This is a genomic window from Catenovulum sp. 2E275 (assembly GCF_025515275.1).
In the GTDB taxonomy this organism is placed as follows: domain Bacteria; phylum Pseudomonadota; class Gammaproteobacteria; order Enterobacterales; family Alteromonadaceae; genus Catenovulum.
The window spans coordinates 1-521 of the sequence record NZ_JAOPFU010000130.1; the positions used below are offsets into that span (position 1 = coordinate 1).

At 42.8% G+C, this 521-nt stretch carries 2 tRNA genes; both read left to right on the forward strand.

Going from position 1 to position 521, the window contains the following annotated elements:
- The first annotated feature begins 138 nt into the window (after window positions 1-138).
- Window positions 139-215, forward strand: a tRNA-Ile gene (locus N7931_RS19380).
- Window positions 216-237: 22 nt separating this feature from the next.
- Window positions 238-313: transfer RNA gene (locus tag N7931_RS19385), tRNA-Ala, on the forward strand.
- Window positions 314-521 lie beyond the last annotated feature (208 nt).

The following is a 521-nucleotide window of genomic DNA, read 5'->3' on the forward strand; positions in this document are numbered from 1 at the left end:
ACAAGGTAGCCCTAGGGGAACCTGGGGCTGGATCACCTCCTTAACGAAATTCATCTTGATTATGCTCAGTGTTTACACAGATAAATAAACGGTTACTTAAAAGAAAAGACTTCGTAAGGTCAGCAGACCTGAAAGTATAGGTCTGTAGCTCAGCTGGTTAGAGCGCACCCCTGATAAGGGTGAGGTCGGCAGTTCAAGTCTGCCCAGACCTACCAAATACGAATGCTTGTGCAAAATGGGGCTATAGCTCAGCTGGGAGAGCGCCTGCCTTGCACGCAGGAGGTCAGCAGTTCGATCCTGCTTAGCTCCACCAATTTGCAACAAAAAGTATTCAAACGAAGTCCGGCTTAACATAAAAGCCAAACAAAATAGTTTTAAAACTGAATTATTTTGTTTGGTTTTTTCAACTCACCAGTTGAAAGCCACGCTCTTTAACAATCTGGACAAGCAAGTAATAAAGAAAAAAGTTCAATCAAGTTGAACTGGTATTCGAAAACTGGCGAATAGTTGCAAATGCAACT